Below are 13,880 nucleotides of genomic sequence, written 5' to 3' on the forward strand. Positions count from 1 at the left end.
ATGAGCTAAACGTTATAGTTTAGCAAAAGCGCGCTCTGCCGCTTCAATCGTTGCCTGAACTTCTTGCTCTGTATGCGCAGCACAAACAAAACCAGCTTCAAACGCTGAAGGCGCTAAATAAACACCTTCTTCAAGCATTAAGTGGAAGAACTTTTTAAAGCGCTCTAAATCACATTCAGTAGCTTGTTGGTAAGTAGTTACTTTTTCTGCATCATTAAAGAAAAAGCCATACATGCCGCCAGCGTAGTTAGTAGTTAAGGCAATACCTACTTTTTTAGCTGCGGCTTCAAAGCCTTCACAAATCGCTTTACTAATGGCTTCTAGTTTTTCGTGAACGCCAGGTGCACTAAGTAACTCAAGTGATTTTAAACCTGCAGCCATCGCAATTGGATTTCCTGACAGTGTACCTGCTTGATAAACAGGGCCTACAGGGGCTATGTAATCCATAATCTCTGTTTTACCACCAAATGCGCCAACTGGCATGCCACCACCAATTACTTTACCTAAACAGGTTAGGTCTGGCTTGATGTTGTAATACGCTTGAGCGCCACCAAGGGCTACACGAAAACCTGTCATTACTTCGTCAAAAATAAGCACAGATTGGTACTGATCACAGACTTCACGCAGTCCTTCTAAAAAGCCAGGTACTGGTGGGATACAGTTCATGTTACCTGCAACTGGCTCAACAATAATACACGCGATTTCATCGGCGTATTTAGCAAAAATTGCTTTCACTTCTTCAATATTGTTAAACGAAACCGTAAGGGTGTGCTTAGCTAAATCTTCAGGAATGCCTGGAGAGTTAGGTACACCCATAGTTAATGCACCAGAGCCGGCTTTTACTAGCAGTGAATCTGCATGGCCGTGGTAACAACCCTCAAACTTTAAAATTTTGTCACGACCAGTAAAACCACGAGCTAAGCGAATTGCACTCATTGTTGCTTCAGTACCTGAGCTTACCATACGTACTTTTTCGATAGATGGGACTAGCTCTTTAACTTTTTCAGCCATTAAAATTTCAGCTTCGGTAGGTGCACCGTAGCTTAAACCATTTTCTACCGCATCATGCACTGCTTGTTTTATTTCAGGGTGATTGTGGCCCATAATCATTGGGCCCCAAGAGCCCACATAATCAATGTAACGGTTGCCATCAGCATCAAATGTAAACGCGCCCTGTGCTTTAGTAATAAACAGCGGAGTACCACCTACACCATTAAAAGCACGCACTGGTGAATTTACGCCACCAGGAATAGAGTCTTGAGCTCGTTTAAATAAGTCTTGGCTAATTGTCATGAAAAATCCTATTGTTTTATCACTTTAAAATTAAAAGCTTAGCTATCGCGTTTGCGGCTAAACCAAGGAACGTCTACTTCATACTGCTCGACTTTGTTTTCTACGCCGAGGGTTAAAGCAAACAGCGCCATACGAATAAGTACGCCATTTTGTACTTGGCGGAATATTGCTAGATTGTCGTTAGCATTTAAGTCGTTATCAAGTTCGTTTGCCTCTAAACGGCTATCGCGAGGAAGCGGGTGCATTAACACCGAGTTCGGTTTGCAATGGGAATTGTAAATAGACTGGCTAATTCTAAATCCACCACGGTATTTATTAGCTTCCTCTTGAGACGGAAAACGCTCTTCTTGGATACGTGTTTGATAAACAATATCGGCCGCTAAGTTACCTTCCATTTTATCAACCAGTTCAATTTTATGTCCTGCATTTTCAACGACAGATAAAATTGAGTCAGGCATTTGCAAGCCATTAGGGGCAACCATTGAAAAGCGAATGTTTTTGTAATGACATAGTAGCTTTGATAGCGAGTGAACGGTTCGGCCATATTTTAAATCGCCGACTAGCGCAATGTGCATACCATCAATATTTTGATCGAAGCGGTTAAGCTCTCGCTCAATAGTTAATAAATCAAGCAGCGCTTGAGTAGGGTGCTCATTGGGTCCATCGCCACCATTTATTACTGGTACGCTGCAACCTGTTGCAAATTCAGCTACCGAGCCTGAGTCTGGATGGCGCATTGCAACCGCATCAGCATAGGCTGAAATAACACGTGCGGTATCATATAGAGACTCGCCCTTAGCAAGCGCAGAGCTTTGCATACCGGTGGTTTCACGAACCAGTCCACCGAGTAAGTTAAACGCAGTACCAAAACTAACACGAGTACGCGTACTAGGTTCAAAAAATAGATTCGCTAAAATAGCGCCTTCAAGCACATTGGTACGCTTTTGTTTTTTTGCGTATGGCTCCATTTTTTTTGCTACAGCAAATATGCGTTCAATACAGTCTCGATCGAGTTGATTAACAGAGAGTATATTTTCACCTTGGAAACTGAACATGGGGTTATTCCTAGTTATTCAAAAAGGCGCGATAATCCATAAAGGAGCACGCAATCGCGCGTATTATACAAACTTAGTTTGCGACTTGGCAGTGTAATTTATAATCCTGTATTTAAAAGCTTGGCTTAATAATGGCTAAAGCAACTATAACGAGTAACGCTAAAACAGGTAGCTCGTTGAAAATTCGGTAAAACCGATCGCTTTTTGTATTTCTATCGTGTTTAAAATCAGCTAATAATTTGAAACAGTAGCCATGATAAATATATAAAATGATTACCAGCACTAGTTTATAATGCAGCCACATACTGTAACGAAACCATTCGCGGCCGTATTCAACAATAGTTAATACGCCAAACACTGCGGTAAGCACAGCAAAGGGGGTAACAAAATAAAGCAGCCGACGTTCCATTACTTTTAGCATTGAGTTACACGATTTTTCTTCACTCATAGCGTGATAAACAAAAAGTCGAGGTAGGTAAAAAATACCGGCAAACCAAGCAATCATAAAAAATACGTGCAAGGTTTTGTAAATTAATAATGCGCTCATACTGTTCTCATTATTGTTAAAGTAAACTGTTACGTATGGTTAGAATATGATGGATTTGATCCCACCGTAGTAATCCCATAATTTGTTGATTATCTAATAAGTTATACACATAAAGTGCACCACTGCGTTTATCATTTAAAATTTCAAAGGCATCTGCAAGAGTGGCTTGGCTGCTGATACCTTGTAAGCTAATGTACTTTATATTGACCGCCTGATCAGACATTAAACTCAAGTCATATTCAGCTAGGCGATAACCATTTTCTTCATCAAATACAATTAATGGTGTTTGGCTGTCCATGGCATCTAGACTGTTTTTTATTTGCTCTTTATCATCGGAGTAGAGCAGTTTAAAGTCTTCATCCATATCATCCATCACCCCTACTTTTTGTAGGGCTTCAGTGGCGGGAGATACGTGGTAAGGTAATCCCTGAAAGTCTAATTGCTGTAAAAATATAGAGCGGTTACCAAATACCTGCAAAGCTGTAACGTAGGCGGTGGTAATGACGATCATCGCCGGTACAATAATTTCCGGTGAAGAGGTCAGCTCCATCACGGTAGTTAGTGCCGCTAAGGGAGAGTGCAATGTGGCAGCTAGTAAGCCTGCCATGCCAAGCACCCCATAAGTACCGGCTATGTCAGTTCCTGGGCTAATAAACTGGGCAAAAAATGCCATTAAAGTGCCGGTTAAAACGCCAAGTCCAATAACCGGACCAATTAACCCACCAGGAATACCTAAGCCAATAGCAAACAAGGTGGCTAATAACTTAGCAATTAAAATAGTGGTAAGTAGTTGCATGTTTTCAGGTGACTCTACAGCAATGGTTATCGCACTCATCCCTGAGCCCATAGCTTGTGGAACTGCATAGGCAATTAAGCTGGCAATACACCCTGCAATTATTAAACGAGGAAACATACTTAGTGGTTTAAAGGTTTTAATAATCAGCATTAAATTTTGATTAAAAGCATAAGCCACCGCGCCCAGCCCCATGCCGCACAAAATTAAATAGGGGTAATGCCACCCACTTAAGGGGGCAATGCTTATTAGCGCAAGTTCTGAGCCTTCACCAAATACAAATTGAGTGGCTAATGCACCGGTAACGGCTGCGAGCATTATCGGCACAAAAATATGCACTTTGTATTCTCTGAGCACCACTTCCATTACAAAAATAACCGCAGCAAGCGGGGTATTGAACGACGCAGCAATTCCCGCAGCAACGCCACATCCACTGAGGGTACGCATAGCGTTGTGAGGTAAGTGTAATTTATTTGCTAATATGCTCGCCCCGGCAGCCCCCATGTGAACTGATGGGCCTTCGCGGCCAACAGAGAAACCGCTGATCAGCGCCAGTGCACCACCAACAAACTGATTAACCGTGTTATACAGTGGCATTTGCCCGTAATGGCGCTTAATTCTGTGTATTACAAAAGGAATACCTAAGCGGTAATGTTTAAAGCCAGTGAAAGCCGCAAATGTAGCTATTAATAACGCTGCAACTAAAGGCATTAATACCCGTTCTAAAGTGGGAAGGGTGGTAAAATCGTCAGGGGTTTCTAGAAATAAACTTTGAAAAAATAAAATGGTTAAACGAAACAGTATAATAAAAAATGCAGCAATTAATCCGGCACTTACGCCTAATAAGCATAATTGTACGGATGTTTTTGGTTTTGCTAATCGACGTCTCAGTCGCTCAAGCCACATGCTTTATTTCCCCGTAGCATTTTTAGGCGTCAAGTTTATCAAAATAGTCTAGGGAAGTCCTTGAGATTTTTAACAACAGATTAATTTAAATTTAATTTAATCTGCACCTATTCACAGAGTGAGCTAAACAAGCCATGTTATCATTGGGGCGTGGAAGCATGGATTAACTATACTTGATTAAAATACTCAGGTATTAGATAATCTCGCGCATTAGTATTAAGGTATTGAGGGTTATAAGATGTCTGAAGAATTACCCATTAAGTTTAGCGACGCAGCCGCTGTGCGTGTTAAACAGTTAATCGACGAAGAAGAAAACCCAGATCTAAAACTGCGTGTTTATGTCACAGGCGGTGGGTGTTCAGGTTTTCAATACGGCTTTACTTTTGATGAAAAAGCGAATCCTGGCGATTTAGAAATTGTTAAAAATGGGGTTACCTTAGTCATTGACCCTATGAGTATCCAGTATTTAGTTGATGGCGAAGTTGACTACACCGAAGGATTAGAGGGGGCACGCTTTTTTGTCTCTAACCCTAATGCCACAACAACGTGTGGCTGTGGTGCTAGTTTTAGCGTATAAAAATATCGTTATCCAAAAAAACCGCTTAATCAGCGGTTTTTTTATGTGCTTAAAAAATCATAACTCAGTTGGGCTGTACTCTGTTATTTGCATCATTAACACAAAAAAGCCAAGCACAAACGCAGAGAAAGCTAAAATATAGATAAAGCCTTTTTTACCCTGCTTTAATGGAATAGCATAATGGCGTAAAAAAAAGTACCAACCTAAGCACAAAATAATAGGTAGTAAAAAGAGTAGTCTAAACATGATTTGATCTCTATAAGCTAGGGTCAATAGACCTTAATAATAAACAGCTTATATTTAAATGAAACAAAAAAGTTATAAAATATTTAACCTTATTCAGACTTAGTAAATATTTGTTGTTAAACTTTAATCGTAGAATTACCAATTAATCATTCAGATCAACGGTGAATGGTATATAATGTATCCAAGAATGAAACGGGCAAGGTTTCATTTTTCACAATAATAAAGAGTTAGTACATATTTGAGTGTTTTTGTTGATTGAATTGTAAGCGTTTACACTGCGCCTTAGTTAGTGGCAGTGAGTTTATAGTGTTGATCACAATGAGCACTTGGTAATATGTACAGTTAAACAACGAGTAGGAGTTGTATATGATGGGTAAAACCGTATCTTCGGAAGAAAATGCAAAGTTAACAAAGTGGCTTAAAACTAAGCGCCATGAAAAAGGCTACACAATGCGCAGCCTAGCGCAAATTTTGGGTACGCCACATTCTTTTATTGGCAAAATTGAAAATCAAGAGCGTCGCTTAGATGTGATTGAGTTTGTTCGCTACTGTAATGCATTAGAAGTCGACCCGTATGAAGCATTAAGCTTAATTAAAGCTGACTAACGCTGTTAGGCTGTAATCGTAAAGTTAAATCTAACGTCTACAGCCAATACTAATGCAGGGATGCATTAGGTGTTACCTACTATGATAATTTTGCTCTAATGCATATAGTTTGTGCCTAATTAGATATAAAAATATTAATGAAGGTAAAACCATAAGTGCTGTTAAAACAAAAAATAATGACCAATTCCCCATTAGCCAATCATCGATAACTACGCCACTATAACTCGATAATAACGTACGTCCTAAATTGCCCAATGATGCTAATAGCGCATAATGGGTGGCGCTAAATGCTCTGTCACACAGCATAGATATAAAAGCAACCATCGCCACTAAAGACCAAGCTTGGGTAAAACCATCAACTACAATCGCCATTGCATATAAGTGTTCTTGTGGCCCTGCTAAGGCAATCCAAGAAAACATTAAGTTAGATGCAGCCATGGCTACGCCACTAATAAATAAGCCTTTTACTATGCCATATTTGTGGTTAAAAATACTGCCCAAAAAGGCAAATACAATGGTGATTAAACCCGTGCCCAGCTTGGAGTAATTTGCTATTTGGGTATTACTAAAGCCCACTTCTTTATAAAATACAATCGACATTCGTGCTAAAAATGCTTCACCAATTTTAAATAAGAAAATAAATGCCAGCAGTGCTAAAGCGGTTTTAACCCCATTTTTAGCAAAAAAGGTTTTAAATGGGTCAACCACGGTGACACCCAGCCATGCGAGTATTTTCGTTAGTGGTGTTTGTTTGCTTGCCGCAAGCTTTTCAAGGTAAACACGTTCTAGCTCGGCATGAACGGCTTCGCGGTTTGATTTTGGTTCTTTAGCCCAAAACACACAGCTAATTAATAACAGCATAATCGCTGATAAAAAATAATAGACCTGTGGCCAGTCTATGTTTGGCATATCTGCCATGTAAAAGGGCACAGCCCCTAATAAAGCATAACCTGTCCACCAACCCGATGTAGCCATTGCGGCGGCTGCGGTGGCTTTGTGAGATTCATTTTCACTAAGAGTGTCTATTCGAAAAGCATCTATAGCAATATCTTGCGTTGCAGAGGCTATGGCGATCAGCAAGCAAAGTGCGGCGGCAATCGCTAGGTTTGCTTTTAGATCAAGCCCTGCAAGTAGTAACGTGCCAAGTAAAATAAAGCTTTGGCAAAACAGGATCCAACTACGACGCTGACCAAGCCAGTTGTACAAAAAGGGCAGTTTAGTGCGATCTATTAAAGGCGACCATAAAAAATTGATACTATAGGCACCAAACACAATGCCAAATAAGCCTATCATGCTGCGACTCAAACCTTCATCTTTAAGCCAAGCCGACATTACCGAGCCAATTAACACCCACGGAAAACCACTGCTCATTCCAAATATAAAAACATTAATTAAACGTTTATCTTTAAAATAAGAAAAGTATTCGCGAACAGAAAGTGTGCTATTCATAGGGGCTCATTGGCTCATAGAAAGAGCAGCCAAAGCTGCTCTGATAAAAAGTTATAAAGGGACTTGCTCAAGCACCTTGATATTTAATATAACAACCGGTTTTTCAGGGACAAAGTTGTAGCCAATTTTGTCATTAAAACCCGTTTTTACAGCCATGATTTTATCGAGCGTCTCATAACCTTCCATAACACTGCCAAACACTGCAAATCCCCAATCTCGCCCTGGATTTAAATGGTCATTGTCATCCATGTTAAAAAAGAACTGACGCGTTCCTGAGTGTGGTTCTCGATCTTGATAGGCCATAGCAATGCTATACATATCGTTAGTTAAGCCGTTACCGCTTTCATTAAAAATAGGGTCGTTTTCATGCAGGCCATCGTAATCTTTATCATAACCACCGCCTTGAATTACAAAATCACGATCATTTTCTACATCGCGTTCTACACGATGAAACACACTGCCTTGATAGCTTTTATCAGACACGTAAGTCAAAAAGTTATTAACCGTAATAGGGGCTCTTGAGCGGTCTAGCTCAACCACAATACTGCCCAACGATGTCACAATTTCTACTCGAGGGAAAATATTATCTTTTTGCACAAAGCGGCCTTCTTGAGCCGCTAAACTATTTACGCTAAAAAATAAGCTTACGCAGATTAAAAAAAGTTGCTTCATTATTAACCTTCTAAAAATGCAATTAATTCAGGGTCAGATACAATGCGGGTAATTAACTGCTCAGTCAACTTATTGAGCTGACCTTCAATTTTTGCCCTATCATGACCAAGTGGTCCAGATAAATTAGCATTACCGCTATAACGCTTACTGAAATTACTGGTAGGGCGAATCACTCGTACTTCAAATTCAATCTTGGCATCACTGGTATGGCTCATTAGCTTTTCTGTAACCACAGCTTGCAGTGCGTGAATATCTAACTCAAAACGCAATTGCGCTAAATTAGAAATGCTAGCGCCATTGCGACTAAGCGCACTGTCTAATGCACTTTTAACTGACTCAGTAATACCCGTGCTGGCAATGGTTTTTGTTTTGCTTGATTCAATAAGCTTTAAGGTTGCACTGTCACCACGTAAATCAATCACGCTGGTGTTTAAGCTGTTATTGATTGAGCTTATTTGTCCACTTTTATAAACAGGATTGAGGATCAGTTGGTTAGGCTGGCTCGCACATCCCGAAAAAACCACTAAAGTACAACAGCTCAATAATATCTTTATGAGTTTCATTTATAACGTCCCACTATTTTTAGTTGCGCTGAGTACCACAAACTTTTTATTAGAGCCCAATAAAGTACAGTTACCAAACATACGGTTTAGTTTGTCGTGGTAATCTAAATGACGATTACCAATAATACGCAGCTCGCCACCTTCCTTTAATGTGTCTTTTGCTTGCTTGAACATTTGCCACGCGATGTGGTCGGTAACCGCTTGTGCTTGGTGAAATGGCGGATTACACAATACAATATCGGCACTTTCACGTTCAAAGTCAGTTAAACAATCATTCTCTATAAAAGTACATTGTTCAAACTTGTCTTCCATGTTTAATTCAATGTTGAGTCGAGCTGATTCAACCGCCATATACGACTCATCAACAAAGCTAATATGAGCATTAGGACAGCGCGCTAATGTCATTAAGCCAACCACGCCATTACCACAGCCTAAATCAATAATATTTTTTGCTTTATTTGTTTGCGGCAAGTAATTGAAAAAGAAACGTGCGCCAATATCAAGTGAATCACGCGAAAACACATTGGCATGATTACTTATTGTAAAATCAGTGCCTTCAAGTGGCCAGCTGACTGGGAAATCTGCGCCTTTATAACCGCCAGCAGCTTGGCTAATAATTAAACGTGATTTTTTTACTGCAAGACTTGTTTTCGTCTCACCAATAAAGTTTTCAAATGCTTTAATAGTAGAGTTATGCACGTCTTTAGTTTTTGCAGCACCAATAACTGGCGTATCTGGCGCGAGCACCTCGCTTAATTCAGATAGCTGATATTGTAAAAAAGCCAACGTGCGTGGTACTTTTACCAACACTAGGTCTAATTGCTCAGGCAGAGCCGATAAACTATCAAGCTGGCTAAACGCCGTCGTCGCGATTTTGTTTTCCGCTAAGTTATAAGCAGCCGCCTGATGGCTAATATATGAGTCGTTTACTGAACAAACTGTTAATTGTTGCTTGCTAAAGTAACAGCTAAGTGCACCAAAGCTGTCGTTTAAGATCAGTAACGAGCGACAATCAGGGTAGTGTTCATTAACATAGTCAATAAGGTATTCGTCTGCTGAATCCCACGCTTGTAAGCTGCGGTTTTTTTGATCCAAAGGAAAGCGTTCAAGAGTAAAAGTGTTATCGCCGAGCGTAGCTTGCGTAGTCATAATAGTTTAATGATCGGTAATCAAATGATAGGTAAATTCTAACATGCAACCGCCAAACGCCAACCCCCAACTGTTACCAAATGGCTTTTCTTATCAAAGTAAGGTACTTAGCGCACAAAAAAGCCTCGATTTATTTTATTATTTGCAGCAAAACCTAAATTGGCAACAGCCAAACATTACAGTGTTTGGTAAAACGGGGCCAATACCTAGGCTACAATGTTTTATCAGCGAAGAAAATCTTGAGTACGGTTATTCTGGGCATAAACTCGACTTAGAGCCTTGGCCAGACGTATTACTTGCCATGCGAACACGTTTAGAAAATCACCTACAGCAACCATTTAACTCAATTTTGGTTAATTATTATCGGGATGGCCACGATTGTATGGGTTGGCATAGCGATGACGAGGCTGAGCTAGGGCCTGAGCCTACCATAGCGTGTGTGTCGCTTGGTGCAGAACGGTTATTTAAACTTAAACACAAAGTAAGCAACAGCATTACTAACATCAAATTACAAAGTGGTAGTTGTTTAATAATGAGCGGACAGAGCCAACAAAATTACCAGCATGCGCTACCAAAACAAACAACACTTAAACACCCGCGGATAAGTTTAACGTTTCGCTATATTAATAATAGTTTCAGTTAAATAGCATTAGCCATGGTGTAGCCGCAGTTGTTATAGTAACCATATAACTGAATTTTGAGGGTGGTTTTTATGTCAATGCAACAACAAATACGTGACAAGCTAGCAAATGCTATTGCGTGTAAGCATTTAAATGTTATTAACGAAAGCCATATGCACAGTGCGGGGACTGAATCTCACTTTAAAGTGATTGTAGTCAGTGAAGAATTCGCTGGTAAGCGATTATTGCAGCGTCATCGTGAAATTAATGAAATTTTAAAAGATGAGCTGGCAAATCATATTCATGCGCTTGCTATGCACACTTACACTCCTGAGGAATTTACAGAGCACGACGGCGAAGCGCCGCAGTCACCTAATTGCATGGGCGGCTCAAAAGTTGGATAACAGGTAATAGTGGATTGGTTTGAGCAGTGAGTAACTGATCAGATCAGTTTTTTTTGTTTTAGCCTTTAAACTAGCGCTAATTTTTATTGTAAAAGATATAGGATGATCAATGGTCATTAAGCCTAAAATTCGCGGATTTATCTGCACCAATGCACACCCAGTTGGCTGTGCAGAGCATGTTCAAGAACAAATTAATTATGTTAAGCAGCAAGGAGCATTAAAAAATGCGCCTAAAAATGTATTAGTTATTGGTGCGTCTACAGGTTATGGCCTTGCATCTCGCATTACCGCTGCATTTGGTGGTGGCGCTAAAACATTGGGTGTGTTCTTTGAAAAAGAAGGCACTGAACGTAAAACAGGCTCTGCGGGTTGGTACAACACGGCGGCATTTCAAGCAGCCGCTGAAGCTGAAGGCTTATGGTCTAAAAATATTAATGGTGATGCGTTTTCTAACGAAATCAAACAAAAAACAATCGACACCATTAAAGCCGAATTAGGTAAAGTTGACTGTATTATTTACAGCTTAGCATCACCTCGTCGTACTGATCCAAATACAGGGGAAGTGTTTTCTTCAACACTTAAGCCAATTGGTAATGCGGTAACGACTAAAAACTTAAATACGTCAAAGCGTGAAATTGATGAAGTAACTGTTGAAGCAGCAAACCAAGACGATATCGACAACACCATTAAAGTAATGGGTGGCGAAGACTGGGAAATGTGGATTGACGCCCTTAAAGACGCTGATGTACTAGCAGATAACTTTAAAACAACGGCTTACACATACATTGGTAAAGAACTAACTTGGCCAATATATGGACATGCAACCATAGGTAAGGCAAAAGAAGATCTAGACCGTGCCACTGCAGCTATTAAAGCCGCTACCCAAGATTTAAATGGCGAAGCTTACGTTTCTTCACTTAATGCGGTTGTTACCCAAGCAAGCTCGGCAATCCCAATAATGCCGCTTTACATTTCGGCACTATTTAAAGTGATGAAGGCTGATGGCACTTACGAGGGCACAATTGAGCAAATTCATGCGTTATTTAATGAAAACCTATACGGTGATTCACCACGTTTTGATGAGGGCGGACATTTATTCCAAAACTACAAAGAGCTGGAAGATGACGTTCAAGCACGTGTTCAAACTATTTGGGATAGTGTAGACACAAGTTCAATTGATGAGTTAACGGATTACGTGGGCTACCATAATGAGTTTTTACGCCTGTTTGGTTTTGGCATTGATACGGTTGATTATGAGCAAGATGTTAATCCTGTTGCGCCAATTGCAAATATGATTGATTAATCTGTCGCTAGTAATCCAATTTTGAAAAAGTCGCCTAGTGCGACTTTTTTGTTTTTTAGCCTTGATTTGAAAAAAATTTTGCTATTTGTTGGTTTATTTACCACTTTGGTCTAGCTTGTATTTTATTAATTATGAATTACAAAACTAAATAAACGTTTCTCTCGTATAATTTTCATAAATACACTCGCATAGTCAGTCACAATAATGTTAAAATCAAAGCAATATGTGAGGAGTTTTACTGCGCTGCTTGTTTGGTATCTATAGCGAGTCATTTTATAGCTTGCAATAATACAAATAGCGGCGTGGTTGGTACGATTTTTCAGTTTCTTTCCGTTAATGTAGTGCAAGTGCGTATGATCAATATAAAAAAAGGTCTGGATTTACCCTTAGAGGGCGCACCTCAGCAAGTTATTCATGATGGTTCTGCCGTCAAACGTGTAGCTGTGCTAGGTGAAGAGTTTATCGGTATGCGTCCAACCATGCATGTTCGTGTGGATGACCAAGTCAAAAAAGGCCAGGTACTTTTTGAAGATAAAAAGAACCCAGGCGTATTATTTACTGCACCAGCTTCTGGTACAGTAAAAGAAATTAATCGCGGTGCTAAACGTGTTCTGCAATCTGTTGTTATTGAAGTAAACGGCAGTGAGCAAATCACCTTTGGTTCTTTCTCGGAAACTGAGCTTAACAGCTTAGACCGTGAAAAAGCTAAAGAAGTACTAGTTCAATCGGGTCAATGGACAGCACTTCGTGCTCGCCCATTTAGTAAAATAGCGGCGTTGGATGCAAATCCTAGCTCTATTTTTGTGACAGCTATCGATACCAATCCACTTGCTGCAGATCCTGCAGTAGTTATTGCTGAAAATGCGAAAGCGTTTGAAGCAGGTTTGGCTGTTGTGTCACGTTTAACCGATGGCAAAGTATTTGTTTGTAAGCAAGCAGGCAGTCAAGTTCCTAGTTCACCTATTGCTCAAGTAGAAGTACATGAGTTTGGTGGCGTGCACCCAGCTGGCCTTGTTGGCACACATATCCATCACCTTGACCCAGTATCTGCTAGTAAGCAAGTTTGGCACATTGGTTACCAAGACGTTATTGCGTATGGTCACCTTTTCCTTACTGGTGAAATTTACACAGACCGTGTGATTTCGCTTGCAGGTCCGCGTGTTAAGAATCCTCGTTTAGTGAAAACACAATTAGGTGCTTCATTAGATGACTTAGTAGCAGGTGAATTAGAAGACGGTGATAACCGTGTTATTTCTGGTTCTGTACTTGCAGGTGCTACGTCGTCTGGTGTTCATGCATTCTTAGGCCGTTACCACGTTCAAGTATCTGTATTACTTGAAGGTCGCGAAAAAGAATTGTTTGGCTGGATTGCACCAGGTAGTGATAAATTCTCTGTAACGCGTACATTCTTGTCTCACCTTACACCGAGTCGTTTATTTAAAATGACAACGTCTACGGGCGGTTCAAAACGTGCCATGGTTCCACTTGGAAGCTATGAGCGTGTTATGCCACTTGATATTTTGCCAACGCTTTTATTACGTGACTTATTGTCTCGTGATTTAGACAGTGCAATTTCATTAGGTGCGCTTGAATTAGATGAAGAAGATTTAGCGTTATGCACCTTCGTTTGTCCTGGCAAATACGAGTACGGCGCTGCCCTACGCGATTGCTTAACTACGATCGAGAAGGAAGGCTAA

The 13,880-nt window shown here is 40.3% G+C and carries 15 protein-coding genes; 6 read left to right on the forward strand and 9 right to left on the reverse strand.

Annotation, left to right across the window (positions count from 1 at the left end; all coding sequences use genetic code 11):
* Nucleotides 1-12: 12 nt before the first annotated feature.
* From hemL to CWB77_RS00390, 4 genes are all read right to left on the reverse strand, one after another.
* Nucleotides 13-1,293 carry a glutamate-1-semialdehyde 2,1-aminomutase gene (gene hemL, locus CWB77_RS00375; RefSeq protein ID WP_138620809.1) on the reverse strand — a complete coding sequence of 427 codons (1,281 nt, stop codon included), beginning with the start codon at nt 1,291-1,293 and terminating at the stop codon, nt 13-15.
* Nucleotides 1,294-1,331: 38 nt separating this feature from the next.
* Nucleotides 1,332-2,348: an aspartate carbamoyltransferase gene (locus tag CWB77_RS00380; RefSeq protein WP_054202016.1), complete on the reverse strand. Its 1,017-nt coding sequence runs from the start codon at nt 2,346-2,348 to the stop codon at nt 1,332-1,334.
* A 112-nt stretch (nt 2,349-2,460) separates the two neighbouring features.
* A complete protein-coding gene (locus CWB77_RS00385) occupies nt 2,461-2,895 on the reverse strand; it encodes a CopD family protein (RefSeq protein WP_010391077.1) in 435 nt (144 codons plus the stop codon).
* Between the two features lie 16 nt (nt 2,896-2,911).
* Nucleotides 2,912-4,594 (reverse strand): chloride channel protein, encoded by a 1,683-nt coding sequence (locus CWB77_RS00390; RefSeq protein WP_010391078.1) that lies wholly within the window; start codon nt 4,592-4,594, stop codon nt 2,912-2,914.
* A 238-nt stretch (nt 4,595-4,832) separates the two neighbouring features.
* On the opposite strand from CWB77_RS00390, the gene erpA reads away from it, so the two are divergent.
* On the forward strand, nt 4,833-5,171 hold the full coding sequence (gene erpA, locus CWB77_RS00395; RefSeq protein WP_002958911.1) for an iron-sulfur cluster insertion protein ErpA: 339 nt from the start codon (nt 4,833-4,835) through the stop codon (nt 5,169-5,171).
* Nucleotides 5,172-5,228: 57 nt separating this feature from the next.
* Here the strand turns inward: erpA and CWB77_RS00400 are convergent, their stop codons facing one another.
* Complete coding sequence (locus CWB77_RS00400) at nt 5,229-5,417, reverse strand: hypothetical protein (protein ID WP_010391080.1); 189 nt, start codon at nt 5,415-5,417, stop codon at nt 5,229-5,231.
* 366 nt (nt 5,418-5,783) lie between these two features.
* Here CWB77_RS00400 and CWB77_RS00405 point away from each other — a divergent pair, with 366 nt between their 5' ends.
* Nucleotides 5,784-6,023, forward strand: a complete 240-nt coding sequence (locus CWB77_RS00405; RefSeq protein ID WP_008111877.1) for a helix-turn-helix domain-containing protein — start codon at nt 5,784-5,786, stop codon at nt 6,021-6,023.
* A gap of 72 nt (nt 6,024-6,095) precedes the next feature.
* On the opposite strand, the gene CWB77_RS00410 is transcribed toward CWB77_RS00405, so the two are convergent.
* Genes CWB77_RS00410 through CWB77_RS00425 form a run of 4 tightly spaced genes read right to left on the reverse strand, consistent with a single transcriptional unit; the run spans nt 6,096 to nt 9,856 of the window.
* Nucleotides 6,096-7,472, reverse strand: coding sequence for an AmpG family muropeptide MFS transporter (locus CWB77_RS00410; protein ID WP_138620811.1), 1,377 nt, complete (start codon nt 7,470-7,472; stop codon nt 6,096-6,098).
* 51 nt (nt 7,473-7,523) lie between these two features.
* Complete coding sequence (locus tag CWB77_RS00415; RefSeq protein WP_008111880.1) at nt 7,524-8,144, reverse strand: peptidylprolyl isomerase; 621 nt, start codon at nt 8,142-8,144, stop codon at nt 7,524-7,526.
* 2 nt (nt 8,145-8,146) lie between these two features.
* The gene (locus CWB77_RS00420; protein WP_138620813.1) at nt 8,147-8,707 is read right to left on the reverse strand and encodes a YajG family lipoprotein; all 561 of its coding nucleotides are present in this window, start codon (nt 8,705-8,707) and stop codon (nt 8,147-8,149) included.
* On the reverse strand, nt 8,708-9,856 hold the full coding sequence (locus tag CWB77_RS00425; RefSeq protein WP_138620815.1) for a methyltransferase: 1,149 nt from the start codon (nt 9,854-9,856) through the stop codon (nt 8,708-8,710). It abuts the gene before it with no gap.
* 43 nt (nt 9,857-9,899) lie between these two features.
* Between CWB77_RS00425 and CWB77_RS00430 the strand changes: the two genes are divergently transcribed.
* From CWB77_RS00430 to CWB77_RS00445, 4 genes are all read left to right on the forward strand, one after another.
* Nucleotides 9,900-10,499: an alpha-ketoglutarate-dependent dioxygenase AlkB family protein gene (locus tag CWB77_RS00430; RefSeq protein WP_138620817.1), complete on the forward strand. Its 600-nt coding sequence runs from the start codon at nt 9,900-9,902 to the stop codon at nt 10,497-10,499.
* 69 nt (nt 10,500-10,568) lie between these two features.
* Nucleotides 10,569-10,880 carry a BolA family protein gene (locus CWB77_RS00435; RefSeq protein WP_010391086.1) on the forward strand — a complete coding sequence of 104 codons (312 nt, stop codon included), beginning with the start codon at nt 10,569-10,571 and terminating at the stop codon, nt 10,878-10,880.
* Between the two features lie 109 nt (nt 10,881-10,989).
* Nucleotides 10,990-12,183 carry an enoyl-ACP reductase FabV gene (gene fabV, locus CWB77_RS00440; protein ID WP_010391087.1) on the forward strand — a complete coding sequence of 398 codons (1,194 nt, stop codon included), beginning with the start codon at nt 10,990-10,992 and terminating at the stop codon, nt 12,181-12,183.
* Nucleotides 12,184-12,536: 353 nt separating this feature from the next.
* Nucleotides 12,537-13,880, forward strand: a complete 1,344-nt coding sequence (locus CWB77_RS00445; protein ID WP_054202028.1) for a Na(+)-translocating NADH-quinone reductase subunit A — start codon at nt 12,537-12,539, stop codon at nt 13,878-13,880.

It is taken from the genome of Pseudoalteromonas sp. S1610 (assembly GCF_005887465.1).
Taxonomy (GTDB): Bacteria; Pseudomonadota; Gammaproteobacteria; order Enterobacterales; family Alteromonadaceae; genus Pseudoalteromonas; species Pseudoalteromonas undina.